Source organism: Pseudomonas brassicacearum (assembly GCF_918698105.1).
Lineage (GTDB): Bacteria > Pseudomonadota > Gammaproteobacteria > Pseudomonadales > Pseudomonadaceae > Aquipseudomonas > Aquipseudomonas brassicacearum_F.
In genome coordinates, this window is sequence record NZ_CAKKMI010000065.1 from 1 (window position 1) to 20,212 (window position 20,212).

18 protein-coding genes are annotated in these 20,212 nt (G+C 61.1%); 3 read left to right on the plus strand and 15 right to left on the minus strand.

Features of this window, described 5'->3' with window-relative positions; genetic code table 11:
• Positions 1 to 150: 150 nt before the first annotated feature.
• Positions 151 to 615 carry a ferritin-like domain-containing protein gene (locus LQ215_RS22005; RefSeq protein WP_230152561.1) on the minus strand — a complete coding sequence of 155 codons (465 nt, stop codon included), beginning with the start codon at positions 613 to 615 and terminating at the stop codon, positions 151 to 153.
• Between the two features lie 206 nt (positions 616 to 821).
• Here LQ215_RS22005 and LQ215_RS22010 point away from each other — a divergent pair, with 206 nt between their 5' ends.
• Both LQ215_RS22010 and LQ215_RS22015 read left to right on the plus strand, forming a co-directional pair.
• Entirely contained in the window at positions 822 to 1,058 is a 237-nt protein-coding gene (locus LQ215_RS22010; RefSeq protein WP_014336924.1) for a DUF3820 family protein, read from the plus strand.
• A 17-nt stretch (positions 1,059 to 1,075) separates the two neighbouring features.
• The gene (locus LQ215_RS22015) at positions 1,076 to 2,263 is read left to right on the plus strand and encodes an aminotransferase class V-fold PLP-dependent enzyme (protein WP_230152562.1); all 1,188 of its coding nucleotides are present in this window, start codon (positions 1,076 to 1,078) and stop codon (positions 2,261 to 2,263) included.
• Between the two features lie 117 nt (positions 2,264 to 2,380).
• Here the strand turns inward: LQ215_RS22015 and LQ215_RS22020 are convergent, their stop codons facing one another.
• The 3 genes from LQ215_RS22020 to zwf are packed head-to-tail and all read right to left on the minus strand — an operon-like array spanning position 2,381 to position 5,233.
• Positions 2,381 to 3,046: a bifunctional 4-hydroxy-2-oxoglutarate aldolase/2-dehydro-3-deoxy-phosphogluconate aldolase gene (locus LQ215_RS22020; protein WP_230152563.1), complete on the minus strand. Its 666-nt coding sequence runs from the start codon at positions 3,044 to 3,046 to the stop codon at positions 2,381 to 2,383.
• Between the two features lie 17 nt (positions 3,047 to 3,063).
• Positions 3,064 to 3,777 (minus strand): 6-phosphogluconolactonase, encoded by a 714-nt coding sequence (gene pgl / locus LQ215_RS22025; RefSeq protein WP_230152564.1) that lies wholly within the window; start codon positions 3,775 to 3,777, stop codon positions 3,064 to 3,066.
• On the minus strand, positions 3,764 to 5,233 hold the full coding sequence (gene zwf / locus LQ215_RS22030) for a glucose-6-phosphate dehydrogenase (protein WP_230152565.1): 1,470 nt from the start codon (positions 5,231 to 5,233) through the stop codon (positions 3,764 to 3,766). Before zwf ends, pgl begins: the two co-directional genes overlap by 14 nt.
• A gap of 196 nt (positions 5,234 to 5,429) precedes the next feature.
• Between zwf and LQ215_RS22035 the strand changes: the two genes are divergently transcribed.
• On the plus strand, positions 5,430 to 6,290 hold the full coding sequence (locus LQ215_RS22035) for a MurR/RpiR family transcriptional regulator (RefSeq protein WP_175360356.1): 861 nt from the start codon (positions 5,430 to 5,432) through the stop codon (positions 6,288 to 6,290).
• A gap of 155 nt (positions 6,291 to 6,445) precedes the next feature.
• Here the strand turns inward: LQ215_RS22035 and LQ215_RS22040 are convergent, their stop codons facing one another.
• From LQ215_RS22040 to edd, 11 genes are all read right to left on the minus strand, one after another.
• Entirely contained in the window at positions 6,446 to 7,300 is an 855-nt protein-coding gene (locus LQ215_RS22040; protein WP_230152566.1) for a D-hexose-6-phosphate mutarotase, read from the minus strand.
• 247 nt (positions 7,301 to 7,547) lie between these two features.
• A complete protein-coding gene (locus tag LQ215_RS22045; protein ID WP_230152567.1) occupies positions 7,548 to 8,894 on the minus strand; it encodes a carbohydrate porin in 1,347 nt (448 codons plus the stop codon).
• A gap of 127 nt (positions 8,895 to 9,021) precedes the next feature.
• Positions 9,022 to 10,182 carry an ABC transporter ATP-binding protein gene (locus LQ215_RS22050; RefSeq protein ID WP_230152568.1) on the minus strand — a complete coding sequence of 387 codons (1,161 nt, stop codon included), beginning with the start codon at positions 10,180 to 10,182 and terminating at the stop codon, positions 9,022 to 9,024.
• A 2-nt stretch (positions 10,183 to 10,184) separates the two neighbouring features.
• A complete protein-coding gene (locus LQ215_RS22055; RefSeq protein ID WP_003198539.1) occupies positions 10,185 to 11,030 on the minus strand; it encodes a carbohydrate ABC transporter permease in 846 nt (281 codons plus the stop codon).
• Positions 11,023 to 11,931 (minus strand): carbohydrate ABC transporter permease, encoded by a 909-nt coding sequence (locus tag LQ215_RS22060; RefSeq protein ID WP_003198535.1) that lies wholly within the window; start codon positions 11,929 to 11,931, stop codon positions 11,023 to 11,025. Before LQ215_RS22060 ends, LQ215_RS22055 begins: the two co-directional genes overlap by 8 nt.
• Positions 11,932 to 12,112: 181 nt before the next feature.
• Positions 12,113 to 13,414 (minus strand): ABC transporter substrate-binding protein, encoded by a 1,302-nt coding sequence (locus LQ215_RS22065; RefSeq protein WP_038859552.1) that lies wholly within the window; start codon positions 13,412 to 13,414, stop codon positions 12,113 to 12,115.
• Between the two features lie 116 nt (positions 13,415 to 13,530).
• Positions 13,531 to 14,790: a D-mannose isomerase gene (locus LQ215_RS22070; protein WP_230152569.1), complete on the minus strand. Its 1,260-nt coding sequence runs from the start codon at positions 14,788 to 14,790 to the stop codon at positions 13,531 to 13,533.
• 225 nt (positions 14,791 to 15,015) lie between these two features.
• Positions 15,016 to 16,485, minus strand: a complete 1,470-nt coding sequence (locus tag LQ215_RS22075) for an ATP-binding protein (RefSeq protein ID WP_230152570.1) — start codon at positions 16,483 to 16,485, stop codon at positions 15,016 to 15,018.
• Positions 16,475 to 17,206 (minus strand): response regulator, encoded by a 732-nt coding sequence (locus LQ215_RS22080; protein WP_003184616.1) that lies wholly within the window; start codon positions 17,204 to 17,206, stop codon positions 16,475 to 16,477. Before LQ215_RS22080 ends, LQ215_RS22075 begins: the two co-directional genes overlap by 11 nt.
• A gap of 176 nt (positions 17,207 to 17,382) precedes the next feature.
• Complete coding sequence (locus tag LQ215_RS22085; protein ID WP_230152571.1) at positions 17,383 to 18,342, minus strand: glucokinase; 960 nt, start codon at positions 18,340 to 18,342, stop codon at positions 17,383 to 17,385.
• Complete coding sequence (gene edd / locus LQ215_RS22090) at positions 18,339 to 20,165, minus strand: phosphogluconate dehydratase (protein ID WP_230152572.1); 1,827 nt, start codon at positions 20,163 to 20,165, stop codon at positions 18,339 to 18,341. The genes LQ215_RS22085 and edd overlap by 4 nt, the downstream gene beginning before the upstream one ends.
• Between the last annotated feature and the right edge of the window lie 47 nt (positions 20,166 to 20,212).

The following is a 20,212-nucleotide window of genomic DNA, read 5'->3' on the forward strand; positions in this document are numbered from 1 at the left end:
GGGTTGCGCAGCGACCCTGATTTTTGGGGCTGCTGCGCAGCCCAGCGGGAGCAAGCTCCCTCGCCACACGAGTGTTCACCTTCATCCTGAGTCGTTCCACACAAAAAAAACGCCAGCATGCTGGCGTTTTTTTGGATCAGGACGCGTTGTTTAACTCGCACGCGCCTGGTTACGCAGCGCCTTGACCTGGTCATGGTTGCGTTGCACACCGTGGTACTGACGCTCAACCAGGTCACGAATGCCGACCAGGTTGTGCTTGGTGATTTTCTCGAGCGCTTCCTTGTAGGCTTTGAGCGCATGGTCTTCGCCACGCTCGGCTTCGTTGAGCACCGCTTCTTCATCCTTGCCGGTGAACATGGATTTCACGTCCACCCAACGACGGTGCAGGTCACCGGCGACGCTGGTGGAGGTTTCCGGATCACCGCCCAGGGAGCGAACCGCAGCTTGCAGTTCGGCCGCGGCGGTTGCGCAATCGGCGGCACGTTGAACGAACAGCGACTTGAGCTGCGGATGCTTGATGTCTTCAGCGCAGGTCTTGAAGCCTTCCTGGCCATCCTTGCTGGTCTCGATCAGGTCGTTCAAGACGGAGATGGATTCTTTGTTGATGTCAGTCATTTTTCAGTTCCTTTGCTGGTGAATAAAAAACCTGCAAGGGATATTGCATCGGCCATGCCAGCCATCAGCATCAATAAAATCACTTAAAAATCAATCAGTTAACAATAACCCTAAAATCTGTATCCGCGCTATTTGCATGATCTGTCATTTGGCCTGCATGCAGAATGCCTGTATTTTCGAGGCAGATTCGAAATCAGACGATTGCCATGAACCCGGAAAAGCTCGAGTTGCTCATCACACGTCAAATGCCGTTCGGCAAATACAAGGGTCGAATCCTGGCTGACCTGCCCGGTCAATACCTGAACTGGTTCGCCCGCGAGGGGTTTCCTCACGGTGAACTGGGTGGTTTGCTGGCACTGATGCAGGAAATCGATCACAACGGGCTGTCGGACCTGCTCGATCCATTGCGCGCCAAACACGGCAAACCCAAGCCTCGCCCCTGACCAGTTGAGCCCCCGTCATGCCTGAAAACACGCTACGCGCCCACGATGAAGCTTTCTGGCAGACGTATGTCGGCCGCTACGATGTCGATCCCGCCGGGCCGCTCAACCTGGAAAACGGTTATTTCGGGCGCATGTCCCGCACCGTGGTGGAGGAGTACCAGCGCAACATCGAATTCATCAACCGGGGCAACTCGGTGTACGTGCGCCAGCATTTCGACCGTGAACACGGCGAAGCCATTCGGCGCCAGGTGGCCCAACTGATCCACGCTTCACCCCAGAGCGTGGGGTTGGCCGGCAGCGCGGTGGATGCCCTGCAGACGCTGATTCGCAACTACAACGGCCTCAAGCCAGGCGATCAAGTACTGATCTGTGATCTGGAATATGCCTCGGTCAAAAGCGCCATGCGCTGGCTGGCCCGCCAGCGTGGCGTGGAGGTGATCGAAATCGTCCACCAGCACCCGGCCAGTTTCGAAAGCCTGGTGGGCACTTATCGCGAAGCGTTCATTCGCTACCCGCGCCTCAAGTTGATGGCGCTGACCTACGTCAACCACCTCACCGGACTGGTGATGCCGGTACAGGCCATTGCCGAGAGTGCCCGCGAGTTTGCCGTCGACATCATCCTCGACGGTGCCCACGCCCTGGGCCAGATCGATTTCGACCTGAAGAAACTCGGGATCGAATTCGCCGGGTTCAACCTGCAGAAGTGGATCGGCGGCCCCCTCTCCCAAGGCTTCCTGTACATCGCCCCGCAGCGCTTGGCCGACATCGACCCGGACATGGACGAAGACAGCTACCCCGCCACCGACGTCCGCTCGCGCACGCCTCACAGCACGCCCAATATCCCTGCCTTGCTCACCCTGCCGCTGGTCTTCGAAGAACACTGGGCCCTGGGTGGCGCATTGGCCAAAGGCGCGCGCCTGTGTTACCTGCGCGACCTGTGGGTGAATGCCGTGCGCGATGTGCCGGGCATCGAAGTCATGACCCCGGATGACCGGCGCCTCTATTGCGGGATCACCGCGATGCGCTTCACCGCCCATACAGACCAGCAGGCAATGGCCGATCGATTGCTCACTGAGCATGGAATCTTCACCGTGGTGCGCCATACCAGCGTCGGGCCATGCATCCGCATTACCCCGGGGCTGATTACCTTGGCGAGTGATATCGAGCGGTTGACTGCTGCACTGATTAACCTGAGCCGAATGTAGTTGTGGCGAGGGGATTTATACCCTCGCCACAGAAGCCAAAACCCAGGCAAAAAAAACGGCGCGCCGACCAAGCGCACCGTAAAACCGTAGGACACCCAACGAGGTTCGGTAAAGCAATCAGTCCAGCAGCGCCAAAGCCTCGGCGGTGCATTCCTGAATGCGGGCCCAGTCGCCGTTCTTGATCCACTCAGGATCGAGCATCCAGCTTCCGCCCACGCACATCACGTTTTTCAACGCCATGTAGCTCTTGATGTTGGCCGGGCTCACGCCGCCGGTCGGGCAGAATTTCACTTCGCCGAACGGGCCACCCAGGGCCTTGATGGCCGCGACGCCGCCACTGACTTCGGCCGGGAACAGTTTGAAGCGGCGATAGCCCAGGCTGTAGCCTTCCATGATGCCCGAGGCGTTGCTGATGCCGGGCAGTAACGGGATAGGGCTGTAGACGCTGGCCTCGAGCAGATCACGGGTGATGCCCGGGGTGACGATGAACTGCGAACCGGCCGCCTCGGCGGCGTCCAGCATGTGGCGGTCGAGCACCGTGCCGGCGCCGGTCACCAGTTCCGGACGCTGCTCGCGCAGCACCTGGATGGCCTTGAGGCCGTATTGGGAACGCAGCGTCACTTCCAGCGCCGTCAGGCCACCGGCGGCCAGGGCATCGGCCAGCGGCAGGATGTCCTGTTCACGGGCGATGGTGATCACCGGCAGGATCCGCGCCTTGGCGCAGAGGCTGTCGATCAGGGCAACTTTGTCCGCCATGGAAACGGTCGGGGATGGGTTTTTCATAGCGGCTGATCCTTGGTTCATGGACACCAGTAAATCTCTAACGTAGGTTGCAAAAACGCGCGGATCGGCATTTCGGCGACATCGTCACCCGCCACCGCAGCGTTCAGGGTGGTCAATTTCGACTGACCGGAAATCGACAGCACTTTGTGTTGCGCCGAAGCCAGCAAGGCACGACTCATGGTCAAGCGCTGGTGCGGTACGGTCGGCGCCAGCATCGGCCAGCAGCGACGTGTGCCACTGGCGTCCAGGGCCTGGGCCAGGTTCGGGCTGTGAGGGAACAGCGAGGCGGTGTGCCCGTCATCGCCCATGCCCAATACCAGTACATCGATCGGCGGCAGCTCGGCCAGGAGACGATCGGCCTGCTCGGCAGCCGCTTCCAGGTTGGTGCTCGCGCTGTAGAGGCTCAGGAACTGGGCCTTGGCCGCCGCGCCTTGCAGCAGGTAACGCTTGAGCAGGCCGGCGTTGCTGTCGGCGTGTTCAACCGGTACCCAGCGCTCATCGGCCAGGCTGACCACCACTTTGGACCAATCCAGCGCCTGCTTGGCCAGGTGCTGGAAAAACGCCACCGGGCTGCGGCCACCAGAGACCACCAGGGTCGCTGCGCCGCGCGCATCAATCGCGCTGCGCAGCTGCTCGGCCACCTTCAGCGCCAGGCCTTCGGCCAGCACCACCGGGTTCTTGAATTCATGAGCGCTAACGCCCTGCGGCAGTTTCAATTCAGATATCGCCATACCATGACCTCCCATCCCGCGTGATCAGTGCAATGGAGCTCATCGGCCCCCAGGACCCGGCCGCATACGGCTTGGGCGCATCGCCGGATTTCTTCCACCCGGCGATCAACTGGTCACACCACGTCCACGCGGCTTCAATTTCATCTTTACGGACAAACAGGTTCTGATTGCCGTTCATGACTTCCAGCAACAACCGTTCGTAGGCATCGGGAATCCGTGCGCTGCGATAGGTGTCGGAGAAGTTGAGTTGCAACGGACCGCTGCGCAATTGCATGCCCTTGTCCAGGCCCTGCTCCTTGGTCATCACCCGCAAGGAAATCCCTTCGTCCGGTTGCAGGCGGATGATCAGCTTGTTGCTGATCTGCAAGCGCTGCTCGGGTGCGAAGATGTAGTGGGACGGTTCCTTGAAGTGAATGACGATCTGCGACAGCTTTTGCGGCATGCGCTTGCCGGTACGCAGGTAAAACGGCACCCCGGCCCAACGCCAGTTGCGGATGTCGGCGCGCAAGGCGACGAACGTCTCGGTGTCGCTCTGGGTGTTGGAGTTGGGTTCTTCGAGGTAGCCAGGCACTGACTTGCCATCGCTGTGGCCAGCGATGTACTGGCCGCGCACCACCTGGGTGGTCAGGCCTTCCGGGCTGATGGGCGCCAGGGCCTTGAGCACCTTGACCTTCTCGTCGCGGATGCTGTCGGCGGACAAGTCGGCCGGCGGGTCCATGGCGATCAGGCACAGCAGCTGCAACAGGTGGTTCTGGATCATGTCCCGCAGTTGGCCGGCCTTGTCGAAATAGCCCCAGCGGCCTTCGATACCGACCTTCTCGGCCACGGTGATTTCCACATGGGAAATGTAATTCTGGTTCCACTGGGTTTCGAACAGGCTGTTGGCGAACCGCAGCGCGATCAGGTTCTGGACCGTTTCCTTGCCCAGGTAATGGTCGATGCGATAGGTACGGTTTTCCGGGAAGAACTGCGCCACGGCGTCGTTGACCTTGCGCGAAGACTCCAGGTCCGAACCGATGGGCTTCTCCAGTACGACACGGGTGTTCTCGCTCAAGCCAACCTTCGCCAGGTTCTCGCAGATCGCCCCATACACCGCCGCGGGGGTGGCGAAATAGGCAATGACCTGCTGGGTCGAACCGGCTGCTTCGGCCAAGGCGACGTAATCGTCGGCCTTGAGGAAATCCACGTGCAGGTAGGTCAAGCGTGCCAGGAAACGCTCGAGTACGCCTTCATCCAGGTCTTTTTCACCGACGTAGCGCCGCAGTTCGGCGGTGATGAATGCCAAGTGCTGCTGCTCGCTGCCGGGCTCACGGGCCAGCGCAATGATTCGCGTGTCCTCGTGCAACAATTGGGCGCCATCGAGCTGATACAGGGCGGGAAAGAGCTTGCGCAAGGCCAGATCGCCCAACGCGCCGAACAAGGCAAAGGTGCACGGTTCAACCGTAATCGAAGGCATGATGTTTGTTCTTTTATCAAGTTAAACTACAAATACCTTTTTTCAAGGTATCACTCAAGGAAAAATGTAGTAATAACCACAACATTTTTCGAAAATACCGATTCCGAGTGGTGGTCCGCCGGAGCCATCAGTAGGATAGGCCACCGCAAAGGGTCGTATCAAAGACCCGTCTTTCTAGGAATCTTGTATGGACCGCGTGCGAAATTTACTGGAACAGATCCAGAGTCGTCTTGAAGACCTGAACAAGGCAGAACGCAAGGTGGCCGAGATCATCCTGCAAAACCCACAGCAGGCGACCCGTTTCAGCATCGCCGCCCTCGCCCAGGCGGCTTCTGTCAGTGAACCGACCGTCAACCGTTTCTGCCGCTCGTTCGGCGTCAGCGGTTACCCGGAACTCAAGCTGCAACTGGCCCAAAGCCTGGCCAGTGGCGCTGCTTATGTCAGCCGTGCAGTAGAAGCCGACGACAACCCGGAAGCCTATACCCGGAAGATCTTTGGCAGTGCCATTGCCTCATTGGACAGCGCCTGCCAGGCCCTTGATCCCAATTTGATCAGTCGCGCCGTGGACCTGCTGATCCAGGCCCGGCAGATCCACTTCTTCGGCCTCGGCGCCTCCGCCCCGGTGGCGCTGGATGCCCAGCACAAATTTTTCCGCTTCAACCTGGCAGTGACCGCGCACGCCGACGTGCTGATGCAGCGCATGATCGCGTCGGTGGCCCATACCGGTGAGCTGTTCGTGATCATTTCCTACACCGGCCGCACCCGTGAACTGGTGGAAGTGGCGCGCATCGCCCGGGAAAACGGCGCGTCGGTGCTGGGTTTGACCGCCGAAAACTCGCCATTGGCCAAGGCCAGTACCCTGAGCCTGAACATTCCACTGCCCGAAGACACCGATATCTACATGCCGATGACCTCACGGATCATCCAGCTCACCGTGCTGGACGTGCTCGCCACCGGCATGACCCTGCGTCGGGGCGTGGATTTCCAGCCGCATCTGCGCAAGATCAAGGAAAGCTTGAATGCCAGCCGGTATCCGGTGGGGGATGAGTTCAACTGACCGAGCCTGAGTGCTTTATAACCTGACAGGCCGTCATCGCGAGCAGGCTCGCTCCCACAGTTGATCTTCACTGGACACAATACTTGTGTTCGAAGCCGATCCATGTGGGAGCGAGTGCTCGCGAAGGGGCCAGCCGCCACACCAGAGATCCTGAGCTAAGCCCCTACCCACGCCTGCAAACTCAGGTGCGCCCGCTCCCCCGGCGCCAGGCACAGGCTGTCGGTGCCGCCACTGGCCGCTTCGACGCAGACGAATTCGCTGACTTCATCCCAACTCACCCCCAACAACGGCCGTGCGCCGGGATGCCAGACCACGGTGTCGGCGCTGTCGCCGGTGTCGATGCACAATTCGCGCTGCCAGGCGTGGTCCTTGAGCTGCAACTCCCCCTCATGCTGGAACACCCGCTGGCAGCCACCCTCGACCCGCAACTCGCCTTCCTGCTGGCAAACCGCGCGGTTCAATTGGTCGTAACCCTGTGCGCCGTCGAGCCCAGACAGCGCTACCTCACCGACATCACCAATACGCCAGTACGCATGCAAGGCCTGGCTCAGCTGGCATGGCAGGCTGTCCTGGTGCTCGGTGCTCAGGCGCAGTTCCATGCGTTCACCCAGGTCTGCATGCAGGTCCACTTGCCAGTCGCATAACTTCAGTTGCCAGTGCAGATGCACACCGTCCTCATCACTGCGGCTGTCGAGCAGTTTCCAATCGATCAACCGCGCCCAACCGTGGGATGGCCAGGCGTTTTCGCTGGGATGACGACCATACCAAGGCCAGCACACCGGCACCCCGCCACGGATCGCCCCGACGTGTGGCCACTTGGCCGCGCACCACAACCACGGCTTTTGGCCTCGCGGTTGGAAGTGCAGCAACTGTGCGCCCTGGCGACTGAACACCGCCTGGCACAACGGGTGGTCGATCACCAACACATCGCGCTGCCGATAGCGCTCCCACGCGAACACCGGGCGTTCGCGCAAGGATCTGAAAAAGCGTTGTAGCGGATGCTCATGCATGGGCCGCGGTCCTGGAAATCATTGAATTGCTCATCTGTTTGCAACGCTTGTGTGGCAAGGCGATTTATCTGTGGGAGCAAAGCTTACTCGCGATGCAGGCGACTCGGTTCCCTGGAAGACCGCGTCACCTTCATCGCGGGCAAGCCTTGCTCCCACAGGTTCAGTGTCTGCCACCTCACAAAAAAAAGCGGACAGCCTTGGCCGTCCGCAAATATGCGCACATAGAGAGGAGCTTATCGCAACAGCGTTAGAACACCGACTGAATTTTCAGGCCGGCCACCAGCGCGTTATCGACTTCATCCACACCACCTGGGTGAGTGATGTATTGCAGGTTGGGACGCACGGTCAGCCAGTTGGTGACGTGGACGCCGTAGTTGAGTTCGTAGTTGTACTCAGTGCTACGCAGTGGCGCGAACAGCGGATCGTTGTAGTCGGAAACACCATTGGCAGCGTTGGTCAGCTCGGCGTTTTTCTTCACGTCTTCGTTGACGTGGATACGGGAGAAACCGATCCCGATGTCATCCTTCGGACGTGCATCGAACGGCCCCTTGTACACAAACATCAGCGACTGGTAGTTGTCGACGAAGTTGGTGTCCTTGTCGTGGAAGGTCGCATTCGCCGCGATGTTCAGGCCACGGGAAGCGTCACCGTTGTGAGTGGTGAGTTGTTGTTGCGCGACAAACCAGTAGCCGTGCTTGCTGTCGTGACTGCGATAGGCGTTGCGGGTGGTCGCGGCGTCATCGCCATTGTCGTCTTCACGGACGTCATTGGCATCGGCCGTGCTCTTGTAGTAACCGACACGGTATTCGCCCGGCAGGCTGTTGACCTTCGGCGACCAGACCAGCTCGACCGGAATGACGGTACCCTTGGTGCCACTGCCGCTGAGCTTGAAGCCGTTACCGTGCTCCAGTTGCGATGGGTTCTGGTTGTACGCACCGATCTGCGCGTAGAACTCAGGGGTGATGTTGTATTTCACCCGAAGCGCGGCCTGCATGACCGGCCAGTTGTACCAGATGCCGGTCGCCCAGTTACCCGCTTGGGACCCGCAGAATGCCAGGTTCTGGAACTCGCAAGGGAAGGTGTTGAAGTCTTCGCCTTCGCCGAAGTAACCGGCCTTGACGTCGAGCTTGCCATCGAGGAACTGGTGCTTGATCCACAATTGGGTCAGACGGACCATGTGGCCACGGCCGTAGACTTCCTGGGAAGAACTCAAGGTGCCGGCACGCGGATCGCCGACACGGTCATTGGAAATGTTTTCACCATTACGGTTGGTGAGCTGGACCTTGGCCTGGGTGTTATCCCAACCCATCAGTTTTTCCAGGTCCAGTGCCACACCCAGACCGAACTGGTCGGAGTAACGCGCTGTCTTGTCGTTGTTGTAGCCACCGTGCAGGTTGGCGCCCACCTCACCGACGTAGTCAGCCTTGATATCGATCCCTTGCTCGATCAGCTTGGTCCGCTCGCCGCCCCAGTCACCCGTCATCCACTGCGAATCGGCGCTGAACGCGTCGGCAGCGTGTGCGCTACCGGCCAGCATCATCGCCGCAACGGCTGACAACTGGCAGATAAGCTGGGCGTTGTTTTTCTTCTTCATCCCTACATCCTCGTCTTTATTGTTATTAACTGTTTTTATCTAACGCGGTTTACAACGATTGCGGTGGATGTCCCCATCCACCGCATACTCCTTGCTGTGGGAGCAGGTCTGCTCCCCCATTTGCTCTTCATCGACCTTTGAACTGCGCCACGTTCGCCGACCGGGCATCGGCTTGCGGCTGGCCGGCCACGCCCAGGCGTTCGCCGGACTGAGCGTCGAACAGCAGCACTTTCGACGGATCGAATTGCAGCGTCAGGGTTTCCCCCGGCTGTGGCGCGACGTCCGGCGCCAGGCGGCAGCAGACCTTGGTGTCGTTGAGGTTGACGAACACCAGGGTGTCCGGCCCGGTGGGCTCGGTGACCTGGACTTCGGCACGAATGGTCGGCAAGCCATTGGGCTCGCTGCCCGCCAGCATGATCTGCTCCGGGCGCATGCCCAGAATCACTTCGCGGTCTTCCAGGCCGGCGTCCTGCATGCCCATCGGCAGTTCGCAACGGGCCTGGCCGCTGTCGAGCAGCGCCAGCAGGCGACCGTCCTTGCGTTGCAGGCGCAGCGGGATGAAGTTCATCGGTGGCGAACCGATGAAGCTCGCCACGAACAGGTTGGCCGGGTTGGTGTAGATGTCTTTCGGCGTGCCGAACTGCTGGATGATCCCGTCCTTCATCACCGCCACTTTGTCGCCCAGCGTCATGGCTTCGATCTGGTCGTGGGTCACGTAGACCGTGGTGGTCTTCAGGCGCTGGTGCATCAGTTTCATTTCGGTACGCATCTCGACCCGCAGCTTGGCGTCGAGGTTGGACAACGGTTCGTCGAACAGGTAGATCTTCGGCCGCCGCGCCAGTGCCCGGCCCATGGCCACGCGCTGTTGCTGGCCGCCGGAAAGCTGGCCGGGCTTGCGATTGAGCAGGTGCTCGATCTGCAGCAGCTTGGCCACGCGGTTGACTTCTTCGTCGATGTCCGACTGTTTCATCTTGCGGATTTTCAGGCCGAACTCGATGTTCTCGCGCACGCTCATGGTCGGGTACAGCGCGTAGGACTGGAACACCATGGCGATGTCGCGATCCTTCGGGCTCATGCCGCTGACGTCCTGGTCGCCGATCATGATCGCGCCGCCAGTGATGGTCTCAAGGCCGGCGATGCAGTTCATCAGTGTCGACTTGCCGCAGCCCGAAGGCCCGACCAGGATCAGGAACTCACCGTCCTTGATCGACAACTCGATGTTCTTCAGGGTGTCCGGCAGGCCGGCACCATAGGTCTTGTTTACGTTGCGAAGTTCAAGCGTTGCCATGATTACCCCTTGACTGCGCCGGCCGTCAGACCGCGCACGAAATACTTGCCTGCGACCACATAGACCAGCAGGGTCGGCAGCCCGGCGATCATCGCCGCCGCCATGTCCACGTTGTATTCCTTGGCCCCGGTACTGGTGTTGACCAAGTTGTTCAGCGCCACCGTGATGGGCTGCGAATCACCGCTGGAGAACACCACGCCGAACAGGAAGTCGTTCCAGATCTGCGTGAACTGCCAGATCAGGCAGACCATGATGATCGGGGTGGACATCGGCAGGATGATCCGCCGGAAAATGGTGAAGAACCCTGCACCGTCCAGTCGCGCCGCCTTCACCAGTGCATCGGGAATGCTGACGTAGTAATTGCGGAAGAACAGCGTGGTGAATGCCAGGCCGTAGACCACGTGCACGAACACCAGGCCCGTGGTGGTACTGGCCAGGCCCATCTTGCCGAGGGTGAACGAGGCCGGCAGCAGGACGGTCTGGAACGGCAGGAAGCACCCGAACAGCAACAGGCCGAAGAACAACTGCGAACCGCGAAAACGCCACATCGACAACACGTAGCCGTTCAAAGCGCCGATGGCGGTAGAGATCAACACCGCCGGGACAGTGATCTTGATCGAGTTCCAGAAGTAGCCGTCGACGGTGGCCCAGGCCTTGACCCAGCCGATACCACTGACCACGGTCGGCCAGCTCAGCAGGTTGCCGGTGCTGATGTCTTCCGGCGTCTTGAAGCTGGTCAACAGCATGACCACCAACGGCACCAGGTAAAGCAATACGGCGAGGATCAGCACCGCGTAGATAGCGATGCGACTCAGGCTGATGGAAGGTTTGGCAGCGAGACTAGTCATGACGCTTGGTCCTCAGCTCGGAGTACAGGTAAGGCACGATGATTGCGAGAATCGCACCGAGCATCAGGATTGCACTGGCCGAGCCCATGCCCATCTGGCCGCGACTGAACGTGAAGGAATACATGAACATGGCAGGCAGGTCGGAGGAATAACCCGGGCCGCCGGCCGTCATCGCCGCCACCAGGTCGAAGCTCTTGATCGCGATGTGTGCCAAGATCATCACGGCGCTGAAGAACACCGGGCGCAGGCTCGGCAGCACCACTTTCCAATAGATGCGCGGCATGCTCGCGCCGTCGATCTGCGCAGCACGGATGATCGATTGATCGACACCCCGCAGGCCGGCCAGGAACATCGCCATGATGAAGCCCGAGGCCTGCCACACCGCGGCGATCACCAGGCAGTACACCACGCGATCCGGGTCGATCAGCCAATCCAGGCGGAAGCCTTCCCAACCCCAGTCACGCAACAATTTGTCCAGGCCCATGCCCGGGTTGAGCAGCCATTTCCAGGCCGTACCGGTGACGATCATCGAGAGCGCCATCGGGTACAGGTAAATGGTGCGGATGAAACCTTCGCGACGAATGCGCTGGTCAAGAAACACCGCCAGCAACACGCCGATCACCAGGGTGATGCCGATGAACAGGCCGCCGAACAGCGCCAGGTTCTTGCTCGCCACCCACCAGCGGTCGTTGTCCATCAGCCGGGCGTATTGCGCCAGGCCTGCCCATTTGTAGTTCGGCAAGAACGTCGAGGTGGTGAACGACAGGACGAACGTCCACAAGATGTAGCCATAGAAGCCCACCAGGACGATGAACATGCTCGGCGCCAGCACCAATTTCGGGAGCCAGCGCTGCAATGCATCGAACGGCGAGGCCTTGCTGAACACAGCAACAGAACTCATGGGAAGATCCAGTACAAGAGAAAAAGACTACAAAAAATTCCCTATGTGGGAGCGAGCTTGTGTGGGAGCTGAGCTTGCTCGCGATGAAGGCACCTCGGTCTTTCGAGTGACCGCGTTATCGTTCATCGCGAGCAAGCTTTGCTCCCACAGGCTTACCCACAGGGGCCTGCGCAGCTAACAGTTACTTCGCAGACTGAACCGCTGCGCCGAGTTTCTTGGCAGCATCGGCAGGGTCGGCTTTCGGGTCGTTGATGTAGTTGGTCACGACATCGAAGAACGCACCCTGTACCGCCAGCGTGGTTGCCATGTTGTGCGCCATGCTTGGCTGCAGGCCGCCGGACTTGGCGTCTGTCAGGAAGTCCTTGGCAGCGGTCTGGGCGCAGGAATCGAAACCGTACTTGGCCATGTCGCCGAGCATGTCGTTACGAACCGGGATCGAGCCTTTGTTGATGCTGAAGACTTTCTGGAAGTTCTCGCCCAACACGACCTTGGCGATGTCCTGTTGGCCAGCCGCAGTGCCCTTGTCCTTCTGCTTGAACACCGCCAGGGAGTCGATGTTGTAGGTGAAGGCCTTGTCGGTGCCCGGGAAGGCCACGCACTCGTAGTCCTTGCCGGCGACTTTCTTCGCCGCAGTCCACTCGCTCTTGGCCCAGTCACCCATGATCTGCATGCCGGCCTTGCCGTTGATGACCTTGGCTGCTTCCAGGTTCCAATCCTGGCCCTTGCCGTCGGCGTCCATGTAGGTCGCGACTTTCTTAAGCTCAGTCAGTGCCTTGACCATCTCAGGGCCAGTCAGCGCCTTGTTGTCCAGGTCGACCAGGGCTTTCTTGTAGCCATCAGCGCCCATGACCGAGAGCACCACGGCTTCGAATACGGTGCTGTCCTGCCAAGGCTGACCACCGTGGGCGAGCGGGATAAAACCCGCGGCCTTGAGCTTGTCGCCGGCCGCGTAGAATTCTTCGAGGGTGGTCGGGTTCTTGGTGATGCCGGCTTTCTTGAAGACTTCCGGGTTGATCCACAGCCAGTTGACGCGGTGGATGTTCACCGGCACGGCGACGTAGTCACCGTCGTACTTCACGGTATCGGAGACTTTCTTGTCGAGCAGGCTGTCCCACTTCTCGGCCTTGGCAACATCTTTCAGGATGTCGGTGTCGAGCAGTCCGGTGGACGCCCATTCCTGGATGTCCGGGCCCTTGATCTGGGCGACGCCCGGTGGGTTGCCGGCCACGGCACGGCTCTTGAGCACGGTCATGGCAGTGGAACCGCCACCACCGGCAACAGCGCCGTCCTTCCAGGTAAAGCCGTCTTTTTCTACCTGGGCCTTGAGCACATCGACCGCGGCTTTTTCGCCACCCGACGTCCACCAGTGGACGACTTCCACGGAACCTTTGGATTCGGCGGCCAGGGTAGTGACAGGGAATGCTGCGACGGGAAGCAGGGAAGCAAGAGAAATGACAGTAGCGAGGCGAGAAATCGCATTCATCTAGAAGTACCTTTCTTGTTGTTATGCATGCAAGTCTGGTGCTTGCGCTGCATGGATTCTAATCAGAGGGAATCCCTTCGCAGGTAACGAAGGGACGTGCAAATGTCACGACATGGTTACACAGGCGAAGGACTGGATAACCGTGCCAGGGCTGACGCCATGCTCGGTGCCAGGGGCAGGCGCGGAATCAAGACCGCCTGCCAGGCGTGATACAGGTCCGGCTTGCCCGGCCAGATGTCGGCGCTGGGGCAATTTTGCGGATCGAGTTCGTGATGCCAGCTGCCGTTGCAGCGGTCGATGAAATGTTTGTCACAGAACTCCCAGAAGCGCCGGTACCAGGCTTCGTACTTCGCCTCGTCGGTGCGCTTGAGCAAGGCGCTGGCAGCGGCCGCCGCTTCGGCGTGGACCCAGTGCAGGCGATGGCGAACCACAGCGCGGTTGTCCCAATCCAGGGTGTAGACAATGCCCGGCGCACCGTCGACGTCCCAGCCGTGACGGCAGTTCTGGTCGAAGAGTTTTTGTGCGTCCTGGGCCAGCCAACCCGGGGTCAGCATGCCGATCTGGACCCGTGCCGCTTCGAGGTGCAACAGCAGTCGCGCCCATTCGAAACCGTGGCCAGGGGTGGTGCCGTAGGGACGGAAACCATCGGCAGGGTTGTCCTGGTTGTAGTCGCGCAGCGGCTGCCAGTGGCGATCGAAATGCTCCACCACCAGATAGTCGTTGGCGGCGGCATGGTGATGGATTACCCGTTCGACGATGTGCAGGGCGCGAGCCAGCCAGCGTGGGTCGTCGGTGGCATCGGCCAGGGCGAGGAAGGCTTCGGTGGCGTGCATGTTGCTGTTGGCACCGCGATAGGCCTCTTCCTCGCTCCAGTCGCGGTTGAAGGATTCGCGCAACGCCCCCTCTTCTTCGCTCCAGAAATGCTCATCGATGATCCGCACTGCTTCGTCCAGCAACGCCTGGGCGCCGGGACGCTGGGCCACCACCGCGGAACTGGCCGCCAGGGCAACGAAGGCATGCAGGTAGGCCGCCTTGCCCGCGCCATCTTCATCAGGCCGCGTCGTGGCAAACCAGCCTCCGTGCTCGGCGTCGCGCAAGGGGCCGCTCAGCGCCTGGACGCCATGGTCCACCAGCTCGGCAAATCCCGGCAGGCCCTGGATGTGGGCCATGGCGAAGCTGTGGGTCATGCGCGCAGTGTTCATGGTCTCGGCCCGGGCATCGGCCGGCAGCTGGCCGCGCTCGTCCAGGTTGCCAAAGCCGTCCGCCAGCTTCGACGCCTTGGCGAACGCCAGCAGCCGCAAGCCTTCATCGGCAAGCCATTGCTGGTGGGCAGGGGCGTTCAGCCAACTGCTGAAGGCCGGTTGGAAGGTGTCCATCGGAGTACCTTTTTTGTTGTTTTGACGCAGGGAGTCTAAACAAGGGAGGGCGGGCGGCAGGTAACGAAAGGGGCGAGTTATGTCACCGAGTTGTGACATTTGCCTGGGAGATGGGGTGAGGCGACTGGCGTCATCGCGAGCAAGCTCGCTCCCACAGGGTTTTGTGAACGCCGCAGATCCAGTGTGGGAGCGAGCTTGCTCGCGATGAACGATAACGCGGTCGAATCAATCCACACTGCGAGGCAACTGCAACGTCACCCGCAACCCCCCTTCACGCAGGTTCTGCAAGCTCACTTCCCCGCCATGGCTGTGGGCGATGTTGCGGGCGATGCCCAGGCCCAGGCCATAGCCTTGCTGCTGCCCGGCGAGGCGGAAGTGCGGTTCGAAGACTTGCTCCAGGCGCTGTTCCGGCACGCCGGGGCCTTCGTCGTCGACGTGCAGGATGAACGCGGTTTCATCGTCATCGATATGCAGGTGGGCGTTCTGTCCGTATTTCAAGGCGTTGTCGATCAGGTTGCCGATGCAGCGCTTGAGGGCCAGCGGCTTGCCGGGATACGGCGCCAGCGCCCGGCCATCCTGGGTCACCCGGCCGTTGCCGTTGGGCGCCAGGTAAGGTTCGACCAGGCAATCGAGCACATGGTTGAGGTCCACCGGCTCGATGTTTTCGTGGATGTCGGTGTCCTTGACGCATTGCAGCGCGCCTTTGACCAGCAGTTCCAGCTCATCCAGGTCACGACCGAACTTGGCCTGCAGGTTCTCGTCCTCCAGCAACTCGACCCGCAGCCGCAATCGGGTGATCGGTGTGCGCAAGTCGTGGGAGATCGCGCTGAACAATTGGCTGCGCTCCGTCAGGTAACGGCTGATGCGTTCGCGCATGGCATTGAACGCACGCCCCACCTCCACCACCTCGCTGCCGCCGCCCTCGGCCACCGGCTCCACTTCGGCGCCCAGGGACATGTCCCGTGCGGCCCGGGCCAAACGCTTGAGCGGTCGGCTCTGCCAGTGCACCAGCAAACCGATGAACAGCAACAACAAGCTGCTGGTGAGCACGATGAAACCGACCTGTTGCTTGGGCAGGTCCTGCTCTTCAAGGCTGGTGTAGGGCTCGGGCAGCAGCGAGGCGATGTACAGCCATTCACCCGGCGCCATCTGGATCTGCGTGACCAGCACCGGCGGGTTCACCGGTTCCAGGGTCAAGGCGTAGTGAGCCCATGAACGGGGCAGTTCATCGAGTTTGAGCCCGGCGTTGAAAATCCGCAGATCGTCGGGGCTGACAAAATTCACCGAGATGTCGGCGCTATTGCCCAACGAACGGCGCAGCACATCGTCCACCGCCTTGAGCACCGCCAGTTTGCGCGGGGTGATCGGCAGCACGTCCATGCCCAGGGGCTTATCGTTGAGCGTCACGACAAACCGCGTACCGCCCATGCTGCGCAGTTGATCAAGCACCAGCGGCCGGTACGCCACCGGCAGCGAACGCAAATAACTGACGCTGGCGGTCATCGAATGGGCCAGGCTGCGGGCACTGGTGACCAGGCCTTCGAGCTGGGTGGCGCGCAGTTGCGAGACCCAGATCAGGCTGGACAGGGTCTGGGCGAACAGCACCACCAGCAAGGTCAGCAACAGCATCCGCCCTAGCAGCGAGCGCGGTACCGGCACCCGTCGGGCGACTTTTTTGATCCAGTCAATGACCATTGCTGGCAACCACACTGGCCGCCAGTTGATACCCGCTGCCGCGCACTGTGCGAATCAGCCGTGGCGGCTTGTCGGTGTCGCGCAGGCGCTGGCGCAGGCGACTGACCGCCATGTCGACGATCCGGTCCAGGGGCATCAGCTCACGACCACGGGTCGCATTGCCGATGGTGTCGCGGTCGAGGATTTCCTGGGGATGGTCGAGAAACAACTTGAGCAAGGCGAAGTCGGCACCGGAGAGAATCACTTCTTCACCGTCGGTGTGAAACAGCCGATGGCTGACCATGTCCAGCCGCCATTCATCGAAGGCCAGCACTTCACCGCCGGAGCGTTCCTGGCCGAATTGCGCCCGACGCAGCAGTGCCTTGATGCGCGCCTGCAATTCACGCGGGCTGAACGGCTTGCCCAAATAATCATCGGCACCCAGTTCAAGGCCAATGACCCGGTCGGCCTCGTCGGAACTGGCGGTGAGCATGATGATCGGCACATGGGCCTGGCGAGGGTGCTGGCGAACCCAGCGGCACAGGCTGAAGCCGTCCTCATCGGGCAGCATCACATCGAGGATCACCAGGTCGCTCGGCGCATCGTTCAGCGCCTGGCGAAACCCGGCGCCGTCGGGTGTGGTCCGCACCTGGAACCCCGCACGGCTGAGGTAGGTGTCCAGCAGTTCGCGAATCTCCTGGTCGTCGTCGACCAACAAAATCGATTTGTTCACTGAACTCACGGGCCTCGTCCTTGTTGTTTGGATGGGGGCGATTATGCCTGATGGATGAGGACTACAAACACACAACGACCCCCTGTGGGAGCGAGCTTGCTCGCGATAGCGGTGTATCAGTCAGCATCAACGGCGACTGACACTCCGTCATCGCGAGCAAGCTCGCTCCCACAGGGGATCACATTTCAAACTGGAGTGGACTGCTCCAACGCCACACCCGCGCCCATCAGGCCGGGGTACGGCGCGGTCACCAGCCAGACCGGAATGCCCTTGAAGTAATCGCTCATGCAGCCCTTGTCGGCGAAGCAACGGGCAAAACCGCTTTCGAGGAAGAAATCGGCAAACCGAGGGACCACGCCACCGACGATGTAGACACCGCCGCGCCCGCCCAGCGTCAACACATTGTTGCCGGCCACGCGTCCCAGCCAGCGACAGAATTGCTCGAGCACTTCCAGGGCAATCGGGTCGCCAGCCAGGCCAGCGGCGGTGATGGATTCGGGGGTGTCGAGCACTGGCACATGGCCGTCCACCGCGCAAATGGCCCGGTACACCCGAGGCAAACCGCTGCCGCTCAGGGCGGTTTCGGCGCTGACGTGGCCGATTTCGTTGTAGATGTGCTGCCACAGCTGGGTTTCCCGCGGGCTGCTCATGGGCAGGTCGACATGGCCGCCTTCCCCCGGCAACGCCGCGAAACGACCTTCGCCCAAGTCCAGCAACGTACCAACGCCCAGCCCGGTGCCCGGCCCGATCACCACGGCCGGGCGCAACGGCTCCGGGGTGCCTTCGCACACGACTCGGTACTCATCGGGACGCAAGCACGTCATGCCCAGGGCCATGGCCGAGAAGTCGTTGACCAGCAACAGCTTCTCCACCTGCAAGGCCTGGCAGAACGCCAGGTTGCTCAGGCGCCAGTGATTGTTGGTAAAGCGAAACTCATCGCCGCTCACCGGACCGGCCACCGACAGGCACACCGAACCGATGGCGCCCGGCTTCAGGCCCAGGCCACCCAGGTACACCTGGATGGCCTCTTCCGGGCAGGCATAATCCGCCGTTGCCAGCACCTGGATGTTTTCCAGGGTGTGGTTTTTCCACAGCGCAAAGCGTGCGTTGGTCCCACCGATGTCACCGACCAAAGCCAGTTTCAATTAAGCGTCTCCAGGGCAGAAGTGAAGGCGCTGGCGCCCTGCTCCGCCGAGCTGAAGGCCATGCGCATGAAACCGAACAGCTCGCGACCAGTGCCGATGTTGTTGCCCAACAGGCCCTTGGCCGGCGTGCGCGCGGCGAATTCCTCGGCGTCCACCATCAATTCCAAGGTGCCTTTGACGCCATCGACACGGATGATATCGCCCTCCTGCACCCGGGCCAACGCACCACCGACATAAGCTTCAGGGCTGACATGAATGGCCGCCGGGATTTTCCCCGACGCGCCGGACATGCGCCCGTCGGTGACCAGCGCCACTTTGAAGCCACGATCCTGCAGCACACCGAGGAACGGCGTCATCTTGTGCAGCTCGGGCATGCCGTTGGAACGCGGGCCCTGGAAGCGCATCACCGCGACGAAGTCTTTCTCCAGCAGGCCGGCCTTGAATGCATCGGCCAGGTCCTGCTGATCCTGGAAGACCATCGCAGGTGCTTCGACAACCTGGTTTTCCAAGGCCACGGCGGAGACCTTCATCACCCCACGGCCCAGGTTACCTTCCATCACTCGCAGGCCGCCTTCAGACGAGAACGCGCGAGCCACCGGGCGCAGGATGTTTTCGTCGAGGCTTTCGATCGGGCCGTCGCGCCACACCAGCTCGCCGTCCTCGAGGAACGGTTCCTGGGTGTAGCGGCTCAGGCCGTGACCGAGCACGGTGTTGACGTTTTCGTGGAGCAAGCCGGCTTCCAGCAATTCACGGATCAGGAACGACATGCCGCCCGCCGCCTGGAAGTGGTTGATGTCGGCCTTGCCGTTCGGGTAGACGTGACTCAGGGTCGGCACCACCTCGGAGAGGTCGGCCATGTCCTGCCAGGTCAGCTGGATCCCCGCCGCCATGGCAATGGCCGGCATGTGCAGGGTGTGGTTGGTGGAGCCGCCGGTGGCGTGCAGCGCGACGATGGAATTGACCAGCGAGCGTTCGTCGACGATTTCGCCGATGGGCATGAAGTTGCCGCTTTGCTTGGTCATGCGCGTGACCTGGAACGCCGCTTCACGGGTCAGCGCATCGCGCAATGGCGTGTTCGGGTTGACGAACGAGGCGCCCGGCAGGTGCAGGCCCATCACCTCCATCAACAACTGGTTGGTGTTGGCGGTGCCGTAGAAGGTGCAGGTGCCGGGGCTGTGGTAGGACTTCATCTCCGATTCCAGCAGCTCTTCGCGGGAGGCCTTGCCTTCGGCGTAGCGCTGGCGCACGTCGGCTTTTTCCTTGTTGGAAATGCCCGAGACCATCGGCCCGCCGGGCACGAAGATCGTCGGCAAGTGACCGAAGCGCAGCGCGCCCATCATCAGGCCCGGGACGATCTTGTCGCAGATGCCGAGCATCAGTGCGCCGTCGAACATGTTGTGGGACAACGCCACCGCCGTGGAGAGCGCGATCACTTCGCGGCTCGGCAGGCTCAGTTCCATCCCTGCCTCGCCCTGGGTCACGCCGTCGCACATCGCAGGCGTGCCACCGGCGAACTGGCCGACCGAGCCGATCTCGCGCAGGGCTTTCTTGATCTGTTCCGGGAAGGTTTCGTAGGGCTGGTGGGCCGAGAGCATGTCGTTATAGGACGACACGATGGCGATGTTGGCGGCGTTCATCATCCGCAGGTGATGCTTGTCTTCGGTGCCGCAACCAGCCACGCCATGGGCGAAGTTGGCGCACTGCAGCTTGCCGCGCATCGGACCGTCGCTGGCTGCACCGTGGATCAATGCAAGGTAAGCCTGACGCGTGGCGCGGCTGCGGGCGATAAGCCGTTCGGTGACCTCAAGAACGCGGGGATGCATGTGTAGAACTCCAGGCTAACGGGTGTGGCGACCTGATTGTCTATGCT

What these genes read in the sequence shown, in the direction of transcription:
- edd (WP_230152572.1), bottom strand. Translation starts at nt 20,165, where the DNA reads ATGCATCCCCGCGTTCTTGAGGTCACCGAACGGCTTATCGCCCGCAGC.
- LQ215_RS22010 (WP_014336924.1), top strand. Translation starts at nt 822, where the DNA reads ATGAACCCGGAAAAGCTCGAGTTGCTCATCACACGTCAAATGCCGTTC.
- LQ215_RS22075 (WP_230152570.1), bottom strand. Translation starts at nt 16,485, where the DNA reads ATGGTCATTGACTGGATCAAAAAAGTCGCCCGACGGGTGCCGGTACCG.
- LQ215_RS22070 (WP_230152569.1), bottom strand. Translation starts at nt 14,790, where the DNA reads ATGGACACCTTCCAACCGGCCTTCAGCAGTTGGCTGAACGCCCCTGCC.
- LQ215_RS22055 (WP_003198539.1), bottom strand. Translation starts at nt 11,030, where the DNA reads ATGACTAGTCTCGCTGCCAAACCTTCCATCAGCCTGAGTCGCATCGCT.
- zwf (WP_230152565.1), bottom strand. Translation starts at nt 5,233, where the DNA reads ATGCCTTCGATTACGGTTGAACCGTGCACCTTTGCCTTGTTCGGCGCG.
- LQ215_RS22045 (WP_230152567.1), bottom strand. Translation starts at nt 8,894, where the DNA reads ATGAAGAAGAAAAACAACGCCCAGCTTATCTGCCAGTTGTCAGCCGTT.
- LQ215_RS22050 (WP_230152568.1), bottom strand. Translation starts at nt 10,182, where the DNA reads ATGGCAACGCTTGAACTTCGCAACGTAAACAAGACCTATGGTGCCGGC.
- LQ215_RS22040 (WP_230152566.1), bottom strand. Translation starts at nt 7,300, where the DNA reads ATGCATGAGCATCCGCTACAACGCTTTTTCAGATCCTTGCGCGAACGC.
- LQ215_RS22065 (WP_038859552.1), bottom strand. Translation starts at nt 13,414, where the DNA reads ATGAATGCGATTTCTCGCCTCGCTACTGTCATTTCTCTTGCTTCCCTG.
- LQ215_RS22015 (WP_230152562.1), top strand. Translation starts at nt 1,076, where the DNA reads ATGCCTGAAAACACGCTACGCGCCCACGATGAAGCTTTCTGGCAGACG.
- pgl (WP_230152564.1), bottom strand. Translation starts at nt 3,777, where the DNA reads ATGGCGATATCTGAATTGAAACTGCCGCAGGGCGTTAGCGCTCATGAA.
- LQ215_RS22060 (WP_003198535.1), bottom strand. Translation starts at nt 11,931, where the DNA reads ATGAGTTCTGTTGCTGTGTTCAGCAAGGCCTCGCCGTTCGATGCATTG.
- LQ215_RS22020 (WP_230152563.1), bottom strand. Translation starts at nt 3,046, where the DNA reads ATGAAAAACCCATCCCCGACCGTTTCCATGGCGGACAAAGTTGCCCTG.
- LQ215_RS22005 (WP_230152561.1), bottom strand. Translation starts at nt 615, where the DNA reads ATGACTGACATCAACAAAGAATCCATCTCCGTCTTGAACGACCTGATC.